This is a genomic window from Mesorhizobium sp. CA4 (assembly GCF_020165075.1).
Classification (GTDB): Bacteria; Pseudomonadota; Alphaproteobacteria; order Rhizobiales; family Rhizobiaceae; genus Mesorhizobium.
In genome coordinates this window covers 154,946-169,140 of record NZ_JAIUHK010000005.1, presented here as the reverse complement: position 1 = coordinate 169,140, position 14,195 = coordinate 154,946, and the positions used below count along the sequence as shown (strand labels likewise).

20 protein-coding genes and 1 pseudogene are annotated in these 14,195 nt (G+C 63.9%); 12 read left to right on the top strand and 9 right to left on the bottom strand.

Annotated elements, in window-relative coordinates; genetic code table 11:
* Window positions 1-27: 27 nt before the first annotated feature.
* Window positions 28-699, bottom strand: a complete 672-nt coding sequence (locus LB528_RS06350) for a hypothetical protein (protein WP_224714237.1) — start codon at window positions 697-699, stop codon at window positions 28-30.
* Window positions 700-765: 66 nt separating this feature from the next.
* Here LB528_RS06350 and LB528_RS06345 point away from each other — a divergent pair, with 66 nt between their 5' ends.
* Window positions 766-1,896 (top strand): metallophosphoesterase, encoded by a 1,131-nt coding sequence (locus tag LB528_RS06345; protein WP_224714236.1) that lies wholly within the window; start codon window positions 766-768, stop codon window positions 1,894-1,896.
* 37 nt (window positions 1,897-1,933) lie between these two features.
* On the opposite strand, the pseudogene LB528_RS30390 reads toward LB528_RS06345, so the two are convergent.
* Window positions 1,934-2,109 (bottom strand): annotated as a pseudogene (locus LB528_RS30390) (CsbD family protein); the annotation flags it as partial.
* Window positions 2,110-2,261: 152 nt separating this feature from the next.
* On the opposite strand from LB528_RS30390, the gene LB528_RS06340 reads away from it, so the two are divergent.
* The 9 genes from LB528_RS06340 to LB528_RS06300 all read left to right on the top strand — a co-directional run bounded on the left by LB528_RS06340 (window position 2,262) and on the right by LB528_RS06300 (window position 6,615).
* Entirely contained in the window at window positions 2,262-2,936 is a 675-nt protein-coding gene (locus tag LB528_RS06340) for a glutathione S-transferase family protein (protein ID WP_224714235.1), read from the top strand.
* A gap of 105 nt (window positions 2,937-3,041) precedes the next feature.
* A complete protein-coding gene (locus tag LB528_RS06335) occupies window positions 3,042-3,182 on the top strand; it encodes a hypothetical protein (RefSeq protein ID WP_224714234.1) in 141 nt (46 codons plus the stop codon).
* Between the two features lie 46 nt (window positions 3,183-3,228).
* Window positions 3,229-3,549, top strand: coding sequence for an ArsR/SmtB family transcription factor (locus tag LB528_RS06330; protein ID WP_224516156.1), 321 nt, complete (start codon window positions 3,229-3,231; stop codon window positions 3,547-3,549).
* A complete protein-coding gene (locus LB528_RS06325; RefSeq protein WP_224714233.1) occupies window positions 3,549-4,328 on the top strand; it encodes an SRPBCC domain-containing protein in 780 nt (259 codons plus the stop codon). The genes LB528_RS06330 and LB528_RS06325 overlap by 1 nt, the downstream gene beginning before the upstream one ends.
* Before the next feature lie 266 nt (window positions 4,329-4,594).
* Window positions 4,595-4,837, top strand: a complete 243-nt coding sequence (locus tag LB528_RS06320) for a hypothetical protein (RefSeq protein ID WP_411962111.1) — start codon at window positions 4,595-4,597, stop codon at window positions 4,835-4,837.
* Window positions 4,837-5,244: a hypothetical protein gene (locus LB528_RS06315; protein ID WP_224714231.1), complete on the top strand. Its 408-nt coding sequence runs from the start codon at window positions 4,837-4,839 to the stop codon at window positions 5,242-5,244. The genes LB528_RS06320 and LB528_RS06315 overlap by 1 nt, the downstream gene beginning before the upstream one ends.
* 1 nt (window position 5,245) lies before the next feature.
* Complete coding sequence (locus LB528_RS06310) at window positions 5,246-5,416, top strand: hypothetical protein (RefSeq protein ID WP_224714230.1); 171 nt, start codon at window positions 5,246-5,248, stop codon at window positions 5,414-5,416.
* 4 nt (window positions 5,417-5,420) lie between these two features.
* A complete protein-coding gene (locus tag LB528_RS06305; RefSeq protein WP_411962110.1) occupies window positions 5,421-5,786 on the top strand; it encodes a YkgJ family cysteine cluster protein in 366 nt (121 codons plus the stop codon).
* Between the two features lie 217 nt (window positions 5,787-6,003).
* The gene (locus LB528_RS06300) at window positions 6,004-6,615 is read left to right on the top strand and encodes a LysE family translocator (protein ID WP_224714229.1); all 612 of its coding nucleotides are present in this window, start codon (window positions 6,004-6,006) and stop codon (window positions 6,613-6,615) included.
* 9 nt (window positions 6,616-6,624) lie between these two features.
* Here the strand turns inward: LB528_RS06300 and LB528_RS06295 are convergent, their stop codons facing one another.
* Genes LB528_RS06295 through LB528_RS06285 form a run of 3 tightly spaced genes read right to left on the bottom strand, consistent with a single transcriptional unit; the run spans window position 6,625 to window position 8,514 of the window.
* On the bottom strand, window positions 6,625-7,011 hold the full coding sequence (locus LB528_RS06295) for a nuclear transport factor 2 family protein (protein WP_224714228.1): 387 nt from the start codon (window positions 7,009-7,011) through the stop codon (window positions 6,625-6,627).
* 20 nt (window positions 7,012-7,031) lie between these two features.
* Window positions 7,032-7,466 carry an OsmC family protein gene (locus LB528_RS06290; protein WP_224714227.1) on the bottom strand — a complete coding sequence of 145 codons (435 nt, stop codon included), beginning with the start codon at window positions 7,464-7,466 and terminating at the stop codon, window positions 7,032-7,034.
* A 37-nt stretch (window positions 7,467-7,503) separates the two neighbouring features.
* A complete protein-coding gene (locus LB528_RS06285) occupies window positions 7,504-8,514 on the bottom strand; it encodes a zinc-dependent alcohol dehydrogenase family protein (protein ID WP_224714226.1) in 1,011 nt (336 codons plus the stop codon).
* Window positions 8,515-8,627: 113 nt separating this feature from the next.
* Between LB528_RS06285 and LB528_RS06280 the strand changes: the two genes are divergently transcribed.
* Window positions 8,628-9,236 (top strand): TetR/AcrR family transcriptional regulator, encoded by a 609-nt coding sequence (locus tag LB528_RS06280; RefSeq protein WP_224714225.1) that lies wholly within the window; start codon window positions 8,628-8,630, stop codon window positions 9,234-9,236.
* A gap of 77 nt (window positions 9,237-9,313) precedes the next feature.
* Here LB528_RS06280 and groL read toward each other — a convergent pair whose 3' ends face one another.
* The 3 genes from groL to LB528_RS06265 all read right to left on the bottom strand — a co-directional run bounded on the left by groL (window position 9,314) and on the right by LB528_RS06265 (window position 12,451).
* The gene (gene groL, locus LB528_RS06275; RefSeq protein ID WP_095768453.1) at window positions 9,314-10,969 is read right to left on the bottom strand and encodes a chaperonin GroEL; all 1,656 of its coding nucleotides are present in this window, start codon (window positions 10,967-10,969) and stop codon (window positions 9,314-9,316) included.
* Between the two features lie 63 nt (window positions 10,970-11,032).
* A complete protein-coding gene (gene groES / locus LB528_RS06270; protein ID WP_010915433.1) occupies window positions 11,033-11,329 on the bottom strand; it encodes a co-chaperone GroES in 297 nt (98 codons plus the stop codon).
* A gap of 360 nt (window positions 11,330-11,689) precedes the next feature.
* Entirely contained in the window at window positions 11,690-12,451 is a 762-nt protein-coding gene (locus LB528_RS06265) for an SDR family NAD(P)-dependent oxidoreductase (protein WP_224714224.1), read from the bottom strand.
* A 106-nt stretch (window positions 12,452-12,557) separates the two neighbouring features.
* On the opposite strand from LB528_RS06265, the gene LB528_RS06260 reads away from it, so the two are divergent.
* Window positions 12,558-13,454, top strand: coding sequence for a LysR family transcriptional regulator (locus tag LB528_RS06260; protein ID WP_224714223.1), 897 nt, complete (start codon window positions 12,558-12,560; stop codon window positions 13,452-13,454).
* A 6-nt stretch (window positions 13,455-13,460) separates the two neighbouring features.
* Here the strand turns inward: LB528_RS06260 and LB528_RS06255 are convergent, their stop codons facing one another.
* Window positions 13,461-14,087 carry a TetR/AcrR family transcriptional regulator gene (locus LB528_RS06255; RefSeq protein WP_224714222.1) on the bottom strand — a complete coding sequence of 209 codons (627 nt, stop codon included), beginning with the start codon at window positions 14,085-14,087 and terminating at the stop codon, window positions 13,461-13,463.
* Window positions 14,088-14,195: the final 108 nt, after the last annotated feature.

The window sequence follows — 14,195 nt, the reverse complement described above, 5'->3', positions numbered from 1 at the left end:
AAAGATCGCGTCGACGACAATGACGCCTCACTCCCTCAACGGCTTGATCGTCTCAAACCCCACCTCGCGCTGTGCGCTCGTCCCCTCATCATACCGCCGCGCCAGCACCGCCTGCAGGTCGGGCGAATAGAGCGCGATGAAGGTGTCGATGACATTGCCATTATCGCCGGTGATCGTTTCGCCGGCCACGAGCACGTTGTATTTGCAGTCGCCGAGCTTATAGATGTCCGTGCCCTTGACGACTAAAGCCAGAATCTCGGTGCCATTCGGCGCCTTTTTTGAAGACAGCCGCACGAATTCGGTCTTGCTCTTGGCGCCCGCCTTCAGCGGGAACAGCTTCTTCAAGTCGCCGAGCGGGACCGTCGAGAGCCGCCCGGTCTCGCTGTCGCGGAACACTTCGATCAGCCCGGCATAGAGATACTGCGTCTGCGGTGAGTCTGACTCATATCTGTTGGTGACCGCGACCATGCCGCCGGGCGCTGGGCGGAATTCGCTGCGGATACCGGGCTTTTCGAGCACGAAACCGGCTTTCGCGGATTTGCCGTCGACGCAATCGGCAGCCTGCACGGCGCCGGCAAGCATAGCGAACGTCATGCCGATTGTGAGGGTCTTCAGGCCTTCCTCCCCTGGATGCATGTTCCAAAGCAATGGCAGACCCTCGCCGCGCTGTCGACCCAAGAGCTTTTCATGCCTTGGCATGAAAAGTCTCCAGCGCGATGCCGGGCAACTGGACGAGGCGGGTCGAGGGCGTTTAATCGGGTGACGATGAATCGCTCTTCGCCAGCAACCGTCTCGCGCCGCATCTTCATCGCCAGGATGGGAGGTCTCGCTGCCGCCTGCGCCTTGCCTCGCGCGGCCTTCGGCCAGACCGGCAAGCGCATCCAGCCGATCGACGCCACCTTCCTCTTCATCGCCGATATCCATGCCTGCCGCATGGCGAGCGGACTCAGCCCGAACTGCCTGCAGGAAGGCAAGACCGATGCAGCACTTCTGCGCAACGTCGCGGCCTTGAATGCGATTGCCGACAAGAAATGGCCGGCCGAGATCAACGGCGTCTCCACCGGTCTCCATTCGGCCGGCACCCGCATCGGCAGGCCGCTCGGCCTCGTCACCGGGGGCGACATCACCGACGACGGCGGCGGCCAGGTCACCGAGCCCAGCGAAGGTACGCAGCTTCTGCAGTTCTCCCAGCGCTATCAGGAAGGCATCGGGCCCGACCGCGTCCATATCCCGGTCTATGTCGGGCTCGGCAATCACGATCTCGACCAGAACGGCTCACCGCCGCATGTCGAGTGGTATCGCCGCGAATTGCGCGACTATGTCGAGGTCAATCATCGCCCGGGCGTGTTCTTCAAGCCGCCGGTGCCGGCAACCGAATACGATGTCGACACCGACTGCTATTCCTGGGACTGGGGCGGCTTGCACCTCATCCAGATGCACCGCTTCGCCGGGGACACCGGGCACGGCGTACCGAGCAGCCTGCCCTGGCTGAAGCAGGACCTCGCCACCTATGCCGGCGACGGTCGTCCAGTCGTCCTGTTCCAGCATTATGGCTGGGACGCTTTCTCAACCGAGCGCTGGGACCCGGTGAAACGCACCTATGACGACGAGGGCGCCGGCCGTCCGCATTGGTGGGGCGAGGCCGACCGTCAGGCGCTGCTGGCCGCAATCAAGGGCTACAATGTCATCGCAGTCTTCCACGGTCATCAGCACGAAGTGCCGATGATCTATCAGCGCGACGGGCTCGATATCGTCAAGCCGAAGGCCGCCTATTTAGGGGGCTTCGCCCTGGCGCGGGTCACGGCCGGCAACATGGATGTGGTATTGGGGGAGGCGGTCGGCGATCACGGCGAGATCGTCTTCACCAACGCCTTGGCCAAGCAATTCCAGACATGAAAGGCCGCCTCGTGGCTGCCTCTTGCGACCAAAACCGGAAGACTTTGCGGACCTTATCCTTCACGTCGCCACAGGTCTTCTGCACCTTGCCAGCGAGCTTGTCGGCGGCGCTTCAGATCTGGGTTCGCCGGTTGCCGGCGGCCTTGCCGGCCGCCTGCTTGACCGAGCTCTTCATTGCTTGGTGATGCCGGCGACCTGATCCCTGTTCGCTATGCGCGCATCTCCTGGGTCTGCATGGGAGCTGGATGCGAGAGCCGCATCCGGCAGCCAAACGGACGAAGAGATTTTGGCCCGCAAGCCGGTGACTTTCGGCTCGAAGGTGAAGCGGCTAGGTTGGGCCGCAACCTGCATGAGGAGAGTCGGTCTTGACTGAATTCACACTCTATGTCGGCAACAAGTGCTTTTCCTCCTGGTCGTTGCGGCCCTGGGTGGCGATGAAGCACCTGGAGATACCATTCGAGGAGGGTTTCGTGCGCCTGCGCACGCCGGAGACCGCCGCCAACCTCGCCAAGGTCTCGCCGACCGGCCTGGTGCCGGTCCTGGATCATAAACTGCCGAAGGGAGGGGGCAGGATCGTCTGGGAAACGCTTGCCATCCTGGAATATCTGGCCGATCTCTATCCAGAAAAAAGGCTCTGGCCGGAAGAGCTCGGCGCCCGAGCGCTGGCGCGTTCGGTGGCGACCGAGATGCACTCCGGCTTCCGCGAGGTCCGTTACGGCTGGCCGATGAATCTGCGCCGGCCGAAATCGCACAAGCCGCTCGATGCCGAGGGCGAGGCGCAGCGGGCCAGGATCGAAGCGATCTGGCGCCAGTGCCGCGAGCAATATGGCGAAGGCGGCCCGTTCCTGTTCGGCCATTTCACCGCGGCCGATGCCATGTATGCGCCTGTGGTCACGCGCTTCGACACTTATGGCGGCAAACTGGCGCCCGTCACCCGCGCCTATGTCAACGCGGTGTTGGCGACGCCGGCGATGCTTCACTGGTATGCGGAAGCGGCCGGAGAGCCTTGGCCCGAACCCGGGCCGCACGAACAGGATTGAGCGCGAGCCCTGTCCGCAAATTGCGTCAACTGCTCTGATGGGGACTTCAAGCCTTAGCGGACCAACGCGCAATCCAAGGCCGGACTCGAACACCGCCTCGCCACGATGGAAGCACTGACCGCCGAGGATATCGCCAACGCTATCCTCTATGCCGTCAGCCAACCGCCGCGCGTCAACGTCAACGAGATCCTGATCCGCCCCGACCGATCAGGAACGCTGCGGCGTCCGTCAATCAGGAGAAATTGACCGGAGCCGTCGTTCGGCATAATATGTAACCGAATGGATACGCATTATGCCGCAAGCTGAGCAAGACCGTTCCGTCTTCCGCGCCATCGCCGATCCAACGCGGCGCGCCATCCTCGACCGCCTGCGAAAAGGCCCGGCGCCGGTCAACGAGCTGGCGTCCGCCTTCGCCCAGAGCAGGCCTGCCATTTCCAAGCATTTGAGAATCCTGCGTGAACTCAGTGTGGTGTCCGAGCGGCGGCAGGGCCGCGAACGTGTCTACCGACTGGAACCGGCGGAGTTGAAGGACGTCGCGGACTGGATTCTGCCTTACCGCGATTTCTGGCAGCAGAGCCTCGGCAACCTGAAATCCTATCTGGAGAACGACTGATGGCCGTCAGCGACAGACCGCGCGCAATCGCCGACATTTCCACAGGCACCATCCTTGCTACGGTGACGATTGCAGCGCCGCCGCAGCGCGTATTCCGTGCCATCACCGCCGAGGATCAGATCCCCCTCTGGTGGGGCGCCGACAACATGTATCGGACAACGAAGCACGTGGCTGATGTCCGGCCGGGCGGCGCTTGGCGCTCCGAGGGCAAGGGCTCCGACGGCCAGGAATTTCACGTCGATGGCGAGTATCTCGAGGTTGAGCCGCCGCAACGGCTCGTCATGACCTGGAAGGCGCCCTGGGACGGCAACAACATCACAACTGTCAGCTATACGCTGGAGGCGGTCGAAAACGGCACGCGGCTTACATTGCGCCACGAAGGCTTCGGCCAGCGCCACGACTCCTGCCGCGATCACGGCTCGGGCTGGGAGCGGGTACTGGACTGGCTTGGCGACTTCCTCGCCAAGGAGACCGGTGCCAAGCCGCTTTCGGTCTTTCATTGCCGGCTGATCCCGCCGCGTCCGGATTTCGCTTTCACCTTGACGGAAGAGGAGCGGGCGCTGATGGCAGCGCATGCCGACTATCTGCGTGGCAAGCTCAAGGAAGGCGCGGTGATCCTGTTCGGTCCTGTCGCCGATCCGACAGGCCCCTGGGGACTCGGGATTGTCCGCGCCAGAGACGAGGCCGAAGTCAAGGCTCTTACGGATGCCGACCCGACAGTGCGCGCAGGCCGCGGTTTTCGCTATGAAATCCTGCCTATGATGAGCACGATCATGTGACGCTGACACAAAAAAAGCCTCTCGCGCTTTTTACGGTGCGGGAGGCGTCTTTGTCAGCTCTCGTGAGATTGCTGACGACATTGCAATGTGCGGGTGCTGGATTGGTTCCCGCAGTTCGCGAATTTTTCGGAAGCTGACCGTCCTTTTTTTGGGATCGCTGAATGCGAAGAAGGTCGGGCCGATATCCGACTTTTTCGTTTCCAGGAGTGGATTGTTCGTCACGGCTCGATTGCGATGTGCTAAGCAGCCCGCACCCGCAAATGTGAATGCTCCGAACCAGGAAGAAGATTTTGTCCCTAATTCCGAAAACATCCCGCGATCAGGCCGAGTCCCTTTTCAGCAAGTCCCGGACCCAGTCGATGTCGCTCAACCGCATCATGTCCGAACGGGATGCCGTCAGCCAGGCCAGGGAGGCCAAGACCGCGCGCCTGCGCGAACTGCGGCTGGAGAAGGAAGCGGAGGCGGCTGCCCTCGCTGCCCCCGCCTCGAAACGCGCAAGCAAAGCCTGATGGCCACCAAACGCATCCCGCCAAGGCCGATCGCCGCCGACTCGACCATAGCCGATATGGTCGATGTTCTGGACAGACCAGTCGAATATGTCCGGCGCGTTTTGGAGAAGCTGGAGCGCTGCAGGCGCATCCATGGCGATGCCCAGGTGCGGCTTGGTGTGCGCAGCCGTGCCGAATGCCCGAACTATCTGATCGAGTATGTGCGAGAGGATCGCAAGACCCACGAACGCGTGGCCCATTGCGATGCCGCCTATAGTGGCAGCACGCATCGCGAACTGGCGCCGCATCACGTCGAGGAGGCCAGGAACTGGTCACCGGAGGAAATGAACATTACGGCGGTTTCGGCACTGATCGGCCGCCTGCGCAATCCGCGTGCGCCGTCACCGCATGTCGCTGAAGAGAACTGATATGGCCATAAGATATTCCGCCAAGGGTCAGCCTGCCGAAAAGCCGACCAAGCCGTCTGCCGTAAAGCCGGGCCAGCCGGCCGCAGCTCCGAAAGCCGATGGACCGGTCGCGACAGATCTGTTCGAGACATCGGCGGAAGCGCCGCCGCGCAAGACGGGCAAGAAGAAATAGCGCCTTGCCGCACGACTCCGGCCACAGCCGCTTGCCTTGGCTGCCGGATGCGGCGGCCAAGGCAACTGCCGCCTTCGACTGCCGGAGCTGCGGCGCCTGCTGCGCCTATTCGGCTGAATGGCCACGCTTTTCGACCGAGGAGGATGAGCAGCTCGATCGTATCCCGGCCGGGCTGATAGCCGCCGACCAGTCCGGCATGCGCTGTCAGGACGACCGATGTTCGGCGCTCACCGGCGAGGTGGGGAAACATACGGCCTGTGGCATCTACGACCTGCGCCCCGATGTCTGCCGCGCCTGCATGCCCGGCGGCGACGACTGCCTGATGGCGAGGGCAGCGCATGGGCTGGCGGTGAGCTATCTCCCCCCTTGAGGGGAAGATGGCCGCGAAGGGGTCAGAGGGGGTCGTCTCGCATAGAGCGCCGACATCGTCTTGTCGCGCAAGAGGTTGACGCCCCGTGCGCTGCGCCCCCCCTCTGCCGCCTCCGGCGACATCTCCCCCTCAAGACCGAAAATCACGCTCTCCACCCGCTTGCCGGGTCGCACGTCTGTCGGTACCTTCGCGCCGGGCAGGGCTGCGGACGAAATCCATGAGCATCGAATTCCTGTTGACGTCGCTGATCATCGTGGCTTCGCCCGGCACCGGCGTCCTTTATACGTTGAGCGCCGGCCTTTCGCGTGGCGCGCGCGCTTCGATCATCGCCGCCTTCGCCTGCACGCTGGGCATCATCCCGCATATGGCCGCCGCCATCACCGGCCTCGCCGCTGTGCTGCACACAAGCGCCCTCGCTTTCGAGACGCTGAAATATCTCGGCGTCGCCTATCTGCTCCACATGGCCTGGAACACGTTGAAGGAAAAGGGCGGCTTGAGTATCGATGAGGATGCCGTGCCGCGCTCGACCGCAAGGACCATCACATCCGGCGTCCTGGTCAACATCCTGAACCCCAAACTGTCGATCTTCTTCTTCGCCTTCCTGCCGCAATTCGTCAGCACCACCGAGCCGCACGCGCTGCCCAAGATGCTGGAGCTCTCCGGCGTCTTCATGCTGATGACCTTCATCGTCTTCGCCATCTACGGCGTGTTCGCGGCCTCGGTGCGCAGCCACATCGTGTCGCGGCCGAAGGTGCTGACCTGGATGCGCCGCACCTTCGCCGGCGCCTTCGTCATGCTCGGGGCGAAGCTGGCATTGGCGGACAGATAAGCGAGCCACCTATCCTTTCACATAGCCCATCGCCTCGACGATTTTGCCGTCCGAGACACGCATCAGATTGACGCCGCGAAGCGACCTGCCATCGGCCATCCAGAAGTGCCAGCGGATCGTGGCGCGGTCGCCGGCGACGAATGTTTCTTCGATATCGAAGCGCGTTCCGGGTCCGGTGGCGATCGCCGACCACAATTCGACGCAAGCCGTCTTGCCGGTGCGGCGGGCACCGTCGGGCGCCGGCGTGGTGTTCTCGATCACGCAGTCCTGCGCCACCAATTCGTCCAGTGCCGCCGGATCGTGACGCTGGAAGACGTCGTTGTAGCGCCGCATGATTTCCGCCGTCTCGGCGGAGCGCTTGGCCGTGGCGATGTCGATGATCAATTCCTGGGTCATTGGATATTCTCCCTGTCGTTTCATTGAGCTACGAGGCTCGCCTTGAGCGTGATGGTTGCGACGCCGGCGAGCGCCCGTGAGACCAGGCAGGCCGCCTTGGCCTTTTGCGCCAGCCGCTCGAAATCCTCCGCCGAGATGCCGGCAACGCGGGCCTGAGTTTCGAGCTCGATGCGGGTGAGCGTCGGCCCGGCCGTAGTGGCGCCGAGATGCACCTTGGCGATCGCATGGATGTTCTCGGCCGTATGGCCTTCGGCGCCGAGTATGGCGGTGAGCGCCATCGAGTAGCAGCCGGCATGGGCGGCCGCGATCAGTTCTTCCGGATTGGTGCCCGGACCGCTCTCGAAGCGCGACGGGAAGGAATAGGCGCCTTCGAACACGCCGCTGCCCAGCCGCAGCCGGCCGGACCCTTCCTTGAGCGTGCCCTGCCATTGGGCCGAGGCTTCTCGAATTGTCATGACTGATCTCCTCTCTGTTTGCGGGAAAGCGTGGTGGTCACGCGCCGTCGATGACGACCTTGCCGAAGACGTCGCCCTGCTGGAAATGGCGGTAGGCCTCGCGCGCCTCGGCGAATGGGAAGACCTTGTCGATGATGGGCTTCAGCCGGTGCGTGGCGACAGCGGCGAGCATTGCCTCCAGTCCGTTGCGGCTGCCGACGAACAGTCGGCCGATGGTGGCGAGGCTGCGCTGATAGACGGCGCCCGGGATCTCGACCGGCTTGCCCTTCTGGTCCTGAACGGTCAGCAGCACGATACGGCCGTAGAGCGAACTGGCGATCAGCGACTGCGCGAAGGTGGCCGGGCCGCCGGTCTCGACGACCAGATCGATGCCGCCGGTCGCCTCGCGCAGCTTCATGCCCCATTCCGGCGTTTCGGCCGCCGCGATGACGGGGTCGGCACCGAGAGCCCGCAGCCTGTCGGCCTTCTCGGCGCGCGAGGTGACAGCGGCCACGCGGCAGCCCATGAGCTTGGCGAACTGCAAGGCAAACAGCGCAACACCGCCTGAGCCGATCACCAGGACCCATTGTCCGGGCTTCGGAATCTCGGCGCCCGTCAGCGCGCTCCAGGCGGTCAGCCCGGCGCAGGCGAAGGTCGCCGCTTCCTGCCATGAGAGATGGTCGGGCAGCCGTACTGCCCATTGCTCGTCGAGCAGCGCATATTCTGAGAGCATGCCATCCAGCGTGCAGCCAAGCTGGTCGACGACGCCCGGATGCATGTGGCCGTCAATCCAGCGCGCGAAATAGCTGCCGGTGACGCGATCGCCAACGGCAAAGCGGGTCACGTCGCCGCCGATCGCGACGACTTCGCCGGCGCCGTCGCTCAGCGGCACGATGCCGGCGCGCGGCGGGAGCGGATAGGTGCCGTTGAGGATCATCGTGTCGCGGCGGTTGAGCGAGGTTGCCCGCACACGCACCAGGATCTGGTTTCTCCCCGGCTCGGGCATTGGCACCTCGCGCAGTGCCAGCTTCTCGATTTCGCCGAATTGCTCGAGCCGATAGGTTCGCATTGCCGCCTCCGAAATATGTAGACCGATTTACATATTATGTAGACCGATTGTCATATTCGAAGCAACCCCTATAATGCGAACTCCTGACAGAGGCTGACATTCGAGAGGTCGACGTGGCGACGGACACACGTACCCGCATGATCGAGGCGACGGCGCTGCTCATCCGAAAGCGCGGCTATCACGGCACGTCGCTGAACGATATCTTGAGCGCCAGCGCGGCACCCCGCGGCTCGCTCTACTTTCATTTCCCGGGCGGCAAGGACCAGCTTGTCATCGAGGTGACGCGCGCCAGCGTCGCCGATGTGACGGAGCGGCTGGGCGCGGCGCTGTTGGAGGAAAGCGATCCCGCCGTTGCCGTCCACCACATCTATCAGTCGGTCGCCCGCATGCTGGAGGAGAACGAGTTCTCGCTCGGCTGCCCGGTCGCGCCGGTGGTGCTCGACGCGCCGAACGATGTTTCGGACCTGGTTGAAATCTGCCGCTCAGCCTTCGAGCAGTGGATCGGGCTGCTGCGCCAGGCTTTCATGCGGGCAGGGGTGCCGGAGCGACGTGCGCAGGCGTTGGCGCTGCTGGTCGAATCCTCGCTCGAAGGCCTGATGGTGATCGCCCGCGCCACCCGCGACCGTAGCCCGGTCCAGGCGGTGGCCGACGAGGTGGCGGCTCTGGTCGAGCAAGCGGTGCTGGCTGGCAAGGTGGCACGGCAGGCGGAAAGTGCCGCCTGAGGACTCGGATCTCCAAATGCAAACAAAAAGGGCGCCTTTCGGCGCCCTTTCGTATGCATTGGCTTGGTAGCCTGGATTTAGAAATCCATGCCGCCCATGCCGCCCATGCCGCCGCCGCCCATGCCGCCAGGCATGCCGCCGCCAGCCGACTCCTTCTTCGGAGCTTCGGCGATCATGGCTTCGGTGGTGACGAGCAGGCCGGCGACCGAGGCCGCGTCCTGGAGAGCCGTGCGCACGACCTTGACCGGGTCGACGATGCCCATGGCGATCATGTCGCCATATTCGCCGGTCTGGGCATTGTAGCCGAAGGTCGCGCCCTTGTTGTCGAGGATCTTGCCAGCGACGATCGAGGCTTCCGCACCGGCGTTGGCCGCGATCTGGCGGGCCGGAGCCTGCAGCGCGCGACGCACGATGTTGATGCCGGCGGCCTGGTCGGAGTTGGCGCCGGTGGCCTTGAGGTTGCCCGAAGCGCGCAGGAGCGCAACGCCGCCGCCGGCGACGATGCCTTCTTCCACGGCCGCGCGGGTCGCGTTCAGGGCGTCATCGACGCGGTCCTTCTTTTCCTTGACTTCCACTTCGGTCGCACCGCCGACGCGGATCACGGCAACGCCGCCGGCGAGCTTCGCCAGACGTTCCTGCAGCTTCTCCTTGTCGTAGTCCGAGGTGGTCTCCTCGATCTGCTGCTTGATCTGGGCGACGCGGCCCTGGATCTCGGCCTTCTTGCCGGCGCCGTCGACGATGGTGGTGTTCTCCTTGGAGATCGACACCTTCTTGGCGCGGCCGAGCATGTTGAGGCCGACATTCTCGAGCTTGATGCCGAGGTCTTCCGAGATGACCTGGCCACCGGTGAGGATGGCGATGTCTTCCAGCATGGCCTTGCGGCGGTCACCGAAGCCCGGCGCCTTGACGGCGGCGATCTTCAGGCCACCGCGCAGCTTGTTGACGACCAGCGTGGCCAGAGCCTCGCCTTCGACGTCTTCCGAGATGATGAGCAGCGGCTTCGAGGTCTGGACGACGGCTTCCAGGACCGGCAGCATGGCCTGCAGGTTGGACAGCTTCTTCTCGTGCAGCAGGATGTAGGCGTCTTCCAGATCGGCGACCATCTTGTCGGCGTTGGTCACGAAGTAGGGCGACAGGTAGCCGCGGTCGAACTGCATGCCTTCGACGACTTCCAGCTCTGTCTCGGCGGTCTTGGCTTCCTCGACGGTGATGACGCCTTCGTTGCCGACCTTCTGCATCGCTTCCGCGATCATCTTGCCGACCGACTCGTCGCCATTGGCCGAGATCGTGCCGACCTGGGCGACTTCCTCGGAAGTCTTGATCTTCTTGGCGGCCTTGCCGAGCGCCGTGACGACTTCGGTGACGGCGAGGTCGATGCCGCGCTTGAGGTCCATCGGGTTCATGCCGGCGGCGACCGCCTTGTGGCCTTCCTGGACGATCGACTGCGCCAGAACCGTTGCGGTCGTGGTGCCGTCGCCGGCGATGTCGTTCGTCTTCGAAGCGACTTCGCGGACCATCTGAGCGCCCATGTTCTCGAACTTGTCCTCAAGCTCGATTTCCTTGGCGACAGTGACGCCGTCCTTGGTGATGCGCGGGGCGCCGAACGACTTATCGATCACGACATTGCGGCCCTTCGGGCCGAGGGTCACCTTCACCGCGTCGGCGAGGATGTTGACACCGCGCAGCATGCGCTCACGGGCATCGCGGGAGAATTTTACGTCTTTTGCAGCCATGTTTTAGCTCCTGGCAGGGGCTCGGGAAGAGCCCGAAGATGAAGATTCAGGTGAGGCCGATGATCAGCCGATGATGCCCATGATGTCGGATTCCTTCATGATCAGAAGGTCTTCGCCATTGAGCTTGACTTCAGTGCCCGACCACTTGCCGAACAGGATGCGGTCGCCGGCCTTGACGTCCAGCGGGACGAGCTTGCCGCTTTCGTCGCGGGCGCCGGAGCCGACGGCGATGATCTCGCCTTCCTGCGGCTTCTCCTTCGCCGTATCCGGGATGATGATCCCGCCGGCGGTCTTGGATTCGGATTCGACCCGGCGAACGACCACGCGGTCATGAAGCGGGCGGAACTTGGACTTTGCCATGTTGTCTTCCTCGAGTGAGAACGGTGAGAACTGTTCCTCCATCCGGCGAGGCCGCCGGACATCGGTTAGCACTCACTATAGACGAGTGCTAACGTCGCGCTGAAATAGGCTGGCGAATTGCGAGAGTCAAGGCGCGCGCGATGGGGCGGCGGCGCGAAATTTTTCTCGCATGATCTCCCGGTTGGGAGTGCGCCGGTTGGGGGTGGATCGGCGAGGCCCGTCAACTTCGGGGCGGCCCGACGGCTTCGAGGACCTGATGCGACATGCGTTAGGGCGGTCCAGCTCTCGTTGAGCCGCCCTGACTGCTGGTTTTCATGGGACGACAGGAAGCTGCGCGCTTCCTCATTGTCCACGCGGGGCTCAGATATTCATGCCGCCCGAGACTTCGATGCGCTGGGCGTTGACCCAGCGATTGTCGTCGGAGAGCAGCGAAGCGATCATCGGCCCGATATCGTCGGCGACGCCGACGCGGCCGAGCGCGGTGACGCCGGCCACCATGCGGTTGATCTCGGCATTGTCGCGCACATGGCCGCCATTGAAGTCCGTGGCGATCGCGCCGGGCGCCACGGTGTTGGCGGTGATGCCGCGCTGGCCGAGCTCCTTGGCAAGGTAGCGCGTGAACACCTCGATGCCGCCCTTCATCATCGCATAGGCGGATGAGCCGGGAGCCGCGAAGCGGGCGAGCCCGCTCGAGATGTTGATGAGGCGGCCGCCATCATTGATCAGCGGCAGCAGCGCCTGGGTGAGGAAGAACACGCCCTTGAGGTGTATGTTCATCAGCGTGTCGAATTCCTCTTCCGTTGTCTCGGCGATCGGCTTGCGCAGGCCGGTGCCGGCATTGTTGACGAGATAGGCGAAGCGGTCGCGCTGCCAAGTCTCGTGAAGCGTCTTCTTCAACGCTTCAACGAAAGCCGGGAAGCTGGCAACGGCGCCGGCGTCGAGCTCAAGCGCGGCCGCGCGGCCGCCGGCAGCTTCGATCTCGGCGATTGCCGCCTGCGCCTCGTCGGCGCGCGAGCGATAGGTGACGATGACGTCGACGCCCCGGCGGGCGAGGTGGATGGCGGTGTTGCGGCCGAGGCCGCGGCTGCCGCCGGTGATGAGAGCGATAGGACGAGTAGTCACGACGAAATCTCCTTCTGTATGGATGGAGATGCATATACTCGCCCGATCGGCCAATATAATCGGCCATGGATTGCCAACACTATTCAGTATGTGCAAACAATCAGCGATGGACCGGTTCGACAGCATGCGGCTCTTCACCCGCGTCGTGGAACGGCGCAGCTTCACTGCGGCCGCCGCCGATCTTAGCCTGCCGCGCTCCAGCGCCACCGCCGCGATCAAGCAGCTCGAAGAGCGGCTCGGCGTGCAGTTGCTTCGCCGCACCACGCGCCATGTCACCACGACGCTCGACGGCGAAGCCTACTACGAGCGCTGCATCGGCATCCTCGCCGACATCGAGGATGCCGAAGGCGGCTTCGGCGCGCATGAGGTGCGCGGGCGGCTGAGCATCGACATCAACGGCAACATGGCCCGAACCTTGGTCATCCCGGAACTGCCGGCGTTGCTCGCCCGCTATCCCGGGCTGAGCGTGCATATCGGCGAGGGCGACCGCTTCGTCGACCTAGTGCGCGAGGGCGTCGACTGCGTGGTCCGCGCCGGCACGCTCCCCGACAGCGACATGATCGCGCGTCGCATCGGCATGGCGCGCGAGGCGACGGTCGCCAGCGCGGCCTATGTCGAGCGCCACGGCCTGCCGCGCTCACTGGACGAACTTGCCGGGCACATCATGATCGGCTTCGTCTCGTCCCGCACCGGCCAGGTGATGCCGCTGGAGTTCACCGTCGATGGAAAGATCCGCGAGGTCGTCCTGCCGTCGCGCGTTACGGTCTCCAATTCCGACACCGCCGCCACGCTGGTGCGCCAGGGTTTTGGCCTCTATCAGGCGCCGCGCCGCCGCTTCGCCGCCGACATTGATGCCGGCCGGCTGGTCGAGGTGCTGCCCGGCAATCCTCCGACGCCGACACCGATCTCGGTGCTCTATCCGCCGAGCCGCCAGCTTTCGCCAAGGGTAAGGGTGTTCGTCGATTGGCTGGTGGAGATTCTGGGACCGAAGCTGGATTCCTGATCGCGCTCAGAGAAACAGTCGCAACTGGGTGTGGATGATCGAGCGGTAATCGTCGATCGTGCGCCGGCCTTCTTCCTTGTCCTGTGTCAGCGCCAGCCGCACGACGCCGCCGGCGAGCTGGAAGATCAGGAACACGACGCGTCCGAACGCCTCGCGCTGTTCAGACTTCAACATCGGCGCGACATGATCACAGAACATCTTCGCCTGTTGCCTCGTCTCGGCGATGTCGAGGTGCTGCAGCGCCTTGTCGGCCTGGATGGCGTTCTGCAGGTCCTGGATGGCCGGGTCTGCGGCGACACGGGCATGATAGTCGTCGAGCAGGCGGTCGGCCGCGGCGGTCACGTCGTCCAGCCGGCCTATCTCGGCGATGATCGCGCCGAAGCGTGCGCGGCTTTCCTCGGAAAACCGCTCATAGAGCATTGCCAGAATTGCCGACTTGCTGGGGAAGTAATGATAGACGGTGGCGATCGGCCCGCCGGCCAGCGCACCGACTTCCTTCATCGTCACCGCGTCGATGCCTTTCTCACCGATCAGCCGCATGGTCGTGGCCAGGATCGCGTCGATGCGCTCGCGGCTGCGCTCCTGTTTGGGCCTGCGCCGCGGTTCGGTCGCTTTTCGCTTTATCTGCGTCATGCGCCAAATCTCTCACGAGAGTGCGAATTCGCGGTTGACAAGAAACATGATCAAGTATCAGTTTCGCTAAATGCTGACAACTTGTCAGTTTTCCGATCGAGCTGCAAC